We start from the raw sequence: 5,269 nt of genomic DNA on the forward strand, positions 1-5,269 counted from the left end.
TGTTTAAACACCGGGCTTTCTTTGCCGGATAGCGCTTCGCTTATCAGGCCTACGAAGCGCTGTTGATATGCCATTCCTCTATGAGGAATTATCCTGCGACCGCAATGCGCTTCATATCGGTCATGTAGCCACGCAGTTTCTGGCCCACTTTCTCGATAGCATGGCCGCGAATCGCATCGTTCACGTCACGCAGCTGCGCGTTGTCTACCGCGCCTTCAGCAATCGCTTTGCCCAGGTCGCCGGTCTGCAGGGTGGTCATGAACTCTTTCAGCAGCGGTACGCAAGCGTAAGAGAACAGGTAGTTGCCGTATTCTGCGGTATCAGAGATAACCACGTTCATTTCGTACAGACGCTTACGGGCAATGGTGTTGGCGATCAGCGGCAGTTCGTGCAGTGATTCGTAGTAAGCAGATTCTTCGATGATGCCGGAATCCACCATGGTTTCGAACGCCAGCTCAACGCCCGCTTTCACCATCGCAATCATCAGAACGCCTTTATCAAAGTATTCCTGCTCGCCGATTTTACCGTCGAACTGGGCAGCGGTTTCGAACGCGGTTTTGCCGGTCTCTTCACGCCAGGTCAGCAGTTTCTTATCGTCGTTGGCCCAGTCAGCCATCATGCCGGAAGAGAATTCACCGGAGATGATGTCATCCATGTGTTTCTGGAACAGCGGCGCCATGATCTCTTTCAACTGTTCGGACAGCGCGTAAGCACGCAGTTTCGCCGGGTTAGAAAGACGGTCCATCATCAGAGTGATGCCGCCCTGCTTCAGCGCTTCGGTGATGGTTTCCCAGCCGAACTGAATCAGTTTTTCAGCATATGCCGGGTCAGTACCCTCTTCCACCAGCTTATCGAAGCACAGCAGAGAACCGGCCTGCAGCATACCGCACAGGATAGTCTGCTCACCCATCAGGTCAGATTTCACTTCCGCAACGAAGGAGGACTCCAGTACGCCAGCACGGTGACCGCCGGTGGCCGCAGCCCAGGCTTTAGCAATCGCCATGCCTTCGCCTTTCGGATCATTTTCCGGGTGAACGGCGATCAGCGTAGGTACGCCGAAACCACGTTTGTACTCTTCACGAACTTCAGTACCCGGGCATTTCGGTGCCACCATCACAACAGTGATGTCTTTACGGATCTGCTCGCCAACTTCCACGATGTTGAAGCCGTGGGAGTAACCCAGCGCTGCACCGTCTTTCATCAGCGGCTGTACAGAACGCACAACGTCGGAGTGCTGCTTGTCCGGCGTCAGGTTAACCACCAGATCAGCCTGCGGGATCAGCTCTTCGTAGGTACCCACTTTGAAGCCGTTTTCGGTCGCTTTACGCCAGGAAGCACGCTTCTCAGCAATGGCTTCTTTACGCAGTGCGTAGGAGATATCCAGACCGGAGTCACGCATGTTCAGGCCCTGGTTCAGACCCTGGGCGCCACAGCCGACGATGACCACTTTTTTACCCTGAAGGTAGCTCGCACCATCGGCGAATTCGTCGCGACCCATAAAGCGACATTTACCCAGCTGTGCCAGCTGCTGGCGCAGGTTCAGTGTATTAAAGTAGTTAGCCATGATGGTGTACTCCGTGATGTTGTGTTGTGGTGCTTATTATTCGGTTCGCAGATTTGTATTTGCGAGATTGAATCCACATTACAACAGGAAATTTATTGCGGAAATTGATATATTCACAACGTCACATTGCAATTTATGCAACGTAGAAAATCGGAGGCTCGTCTGTGGATTTACGCGATCTGAAAATGTTCCTGCATTTGGCTGAAAGTCGTCACTTTGGCCGCAGCGCGCGGGCAATGCACGTCAGCCCATCCACGCTTTCCCGACAGATTCAGCGCCTCGAAGAAGACCTCGGCCAGCCGCTGTTTGTGCGCGATAACCGTACGGTTACGCTAACCGAAGCCGGTGAAGAGCTGCGCGTGTTTGCCCAACAGACGCTGTTGCAGTACCAGCAGTTACGCCACACTCTCGATCAACAAGGGCCGTCGCTGTCGGGCGAACTGCATATCTTCTGTTCGGTAACTGCCGCCTACAGCCATCTGCCGCCAATCCTTGACCGTTTCCGCGCCGAGCATCCGTCAGTGGAAATTAAGCTCACCACCGGCGACGCCGCCGATGCGATGGATAAAGTGGTCACTGGTGAAGCCGATCTGGCAATTGCCGGTAAGCCCGAAACGCTGCCTGGCGCGGTGGCGTTCTCGATGCTGGAGAATCTGACGGTTGTGTTGATCGCTCCGGCGTTGCCCTGCCCGGTGCGTAATCAGGTATCGGTCGATAAGCCGGACTGGTCGACGGTGCCGTTTATCATGGCCGATCAAGGTCCAGTACGCCGCCGTATCGAGCTGTGGTTCCGCCGTCACAAAATCAGCAACCCATCGATTTACGCCACGGTGGGTGGCCACGAAGCGATGGTCTCAATGGTGGCGCTGGGCTGCGGCGTGGCGCTGCTGCCGGAAGTGGTGCTAGAAAACAGCCCGGAGCCGGTGCGTAATCGCGTGATGATTTTAGAGCGAAGTGACGAAAAAACACCGTTCGAGCTTGGCGTCTGCGCGCCGAAAAAGCGGCTGCATGAACCGCTGATCGACGCGTTTTGGAAGATTGTTCTGGAACGTAAATCCGCAGAGTAGCACCAGCGTCAGGTCTAAAATCAGTGGTAGATTCAGTATTGGCGCTCCTTTTCTGTATAATGTCGTGATCCATTGTAGTGGGGGGCTTGTTAACCATCGCGTTAAGCAGGCCAGAACAGACGGTGTCATTGCGCACTTGACAGCGAAAATACAAACTTAATTAGCCATCATTATGATAATCAAACCAAAAATTCGTGGATTCATCTGTACAACGACCCATCCGACTGGCTGCAAAGTCAACGTGGAAAAGCAGATCGAGTATGTTAAGCAGAACGGGAAAATCGAGAACGGCCCGTCTCGCGTGCTGGTGATCGGTGCTTCCACCGGTTACGGTCTGGCTTCCAGAATTTCCGCCGCCTTTGGCAGCGGTGCCGCCACTATCGGCGTATTTTTCGAAAAACCGGGCACGGATACCAAACCAGGTTCCGCAGGCTGGTATAACTCTGCAGCTTTCGACGAAGCGGCCAAGCGTGAAGGTCTGTACTCCAAAAGCATCAACGGCGATGCGTTCTCTGACGAATGCCGTGATGAAGTGATCAAACTGATCAAAGAAGACCTGGGTCAGATTGACCTGGTGGTTTACTCACTGGCTTCCCCAGTGCGTAAAATGCCGAAAACCGGTGAAATCGTCCGTTCAGCGCTGAAGCCAATCGGTGAGGTTTACACCTCTAAAGCGATCGATACCAACAAAGATCAGATCATCACCGCCAGCATTGAGCCGGCAACCGAAGAAGAAGTTCAGAACACCGTCACCGTCATGGGCGGCGAAGACTGGGAACTGTGGATGGGCGCGCTGAGCGAAGCGGGCGTGCTGGCTGATGGCGTGAAAACCGTAGCCTACTCCTACATCGGTACCGACCTGACCTGGCCAATCTACTGGCACGGCGCGCTGGGCAAAGCGAAAGAAGACCTCGATCGCGCGGCGGGAGAACTGCGTAACCAGCTGGCACCGCTGAACGGTTCCGCTAACGTTGCCGTACTGAAATCCGTCATCACCCAGGCATCTTCTGCGATTCCGGTAATGCCACTGTACATCTCCATGGTCTTCAAGCTGATGAAAGCGCAGGGGATTCACGAAGGTTGTATTGAGCAGATCAACCGTCTGATGACCACCAGCCTGTACGGCGATAAAGTGGCGCTTGATGACAACCAGCGTATCCGTATGGATGACTGGGAACTGCGTGACGACATTCAGCAGGCATGTCGCGATCTGTGGCCGCTGATCACTACCGAAAACCTGGCGCAAGAAACTGACTATGCAGGATACAAGCAGGAATTCCTGAACCTGTTCGGTTTTGCCCTCGACGGTGTGGATTACGATGCTGACGTGAATACCGAAGTCGAATTCGACGTTATCACGCTGTAATCTGCTGATACAGTAGCAAAAAGGGTTCATGTTTTTACATGAACCCTTTTTTAATGGCTGTCGTTAACCCGCCAGGAAGAACCTGAACGCCGGGTTATGTGTTTCATCATGACAGTCATAACCCAGTTCATTCAGCCGCGTTTCGAAATCAGGCTCGTGTTCACCCAACTCAAACGCCGCCAGCACACGCCCATAGTCAGTGCCGTGACTGCGATAGTGGAACAATGAAATATTCCAGTGCGTCCCCAGGGTATGCAGGAATTTGAGCAACGCCCCCGGCGACTCCGGAAATTCGAAGCTATAAAGACGTTCCTGTAAGGGTTTCGACGGACGTCCACCGACCATATAGCGCACGTGTAGCTTCGCCATCTCGTCATCAGACAGATCCACCACGCTATAGCCGCCCTCATTGAGCAGTTGCAGGATTTCCTTACGCTCTTCCAGCCCACGACTCAGACGTACGCCGACAAAAATGCAGGCGTCTTTCGCATCAGCAAAGCGGTAGTTAAACTCGGTCACCGAGCGCCCGCCCAGCAGTTGGCAAAACTTCAGGAAGCTGCCCTTTTCTTCCGGGATGGTCACGGCCAGCAAGGCTTCACGCTGTTCCCCCAGCTCGCAACGTTCGGATACGTAGCGCAGGCCGTGGAAGTTAACGTTAGCGCCGGAAAGAATATGCGCCAAGCGCTCGCCGCGAATATTATGCTGGGCGATGTATTTTTTCATCCCCGCCAGCGCCAGCGCCCCGGAAGGCTCCGCCACCGCGCGTACATCTTCGAACAGGTCTTTCATTGCCGCGCAAATAGCATCGCTATCCACGGTAATAATATCGTCGAGGTATTCCTGGCACAGACGGAAGGTTTCATCGCCAATACGTTTCACCGCCACGCCTTCGGCAAAGAGACCCACTCGCGGCAGATCCACCGGATGACCGGCATCCAGCGCCGCTTTCAGACAGGCCGAATCTTCCGCTTCCACGGCAATCACTTTGATTTGCGGCATCAGTTGTTTAATTAGCACCGCAACACCTGCCGCTAATCCGCCACCACCAACTGGCACAAATACGCGATCGAGATGCGCGTCCTGCTGGAGCAGCTCCAGCGCCAGCGTGCCCTGCCCGGCAATCACCATCGGATGATCGAACGGCGGCACCCAGGTAAACCCCTGCTGCTGCGACAATTCAATCGCTTTGGCTTTGGCTTCATCAAAGTTCGCGCCGTGCAGCAGCACTTCTCCGCCGAAGCCGCGAACGGCGTCGACTTTGATATCGGCGGT

Annotated in this window: 4 protein-coding genes; 2 read left to right on the plus strand and 2 right to left on the minus strand. The window is 54.4% G+C overall.

The genetic code is table 11. The features are described 5' to 3' along the window. Positions 1-88 precede the first annotated feature (88 nt). Positions 89-1,564: a ketol-acid reductoisomerase gene (ilvC, locus tag FDW94_RS08210; protein ID WP_003829020.1), complete on the minus strand. Its 1,476-nt coding sequence runs from the start codon at positions 1,562-1,564 to the stop codon at positions 89-91. 164 nt (positions 1,565-1,728) lie between these two features. Here ilvC and ilvY point away from each other — a divergent pair, with 164 nt between their 5' ends. Both ilvY and fabV read left to right on the plus strand, forming a co-directional pair. Continuing rightward, complete coding sequence (gene ilvY, locus FDW94_RS08215) at positions 1,729-2,631, plus strand: HTH-type transcriptional activator IlvY (protein ID WP_003829023.1); 903 nt, start codon at positions 1,729-1,731, stop codon at positions 2,629-2,631. Positions 2,632-2,803: 172 nt separating this feature from the next. After that, a complete protein-coding gene (gene fabV, locus FDW94_RS08220) occupies positions 2,804-3,997 on the plus strand; it encodes an enoyl-ACP reductase FabV (RefSeq protein WP_008787067.1) in 1,194 nt (397 codons plus the stop codon). A 63-nt stretch (positions 3,998-4,060) separates the two neighbouring features. On the opposite strand, the gene ilvA is transcribed toward fabV, so the two are convergent. After that, positions 4,061-5,269, minus strand: a 1,209-nt coding sequence (ilvA, locus tag FDW94_RS08225; protein ID WP_249358354.1) for a threonine ammonia-lyase, biosynthetic, incomplete at its 5' end; no start/stop codon positions are given.

The sequence above is a fragment of the Citrobacter sp. wls757 genome (assembly GCF_005280935.1).
GTDB lineage: Bacteria > Pseudomonadota > Gammaproteobacteria > Enterobacterales > Enterobacteriaceae > Citrobacter > Citrobacter portucalensis.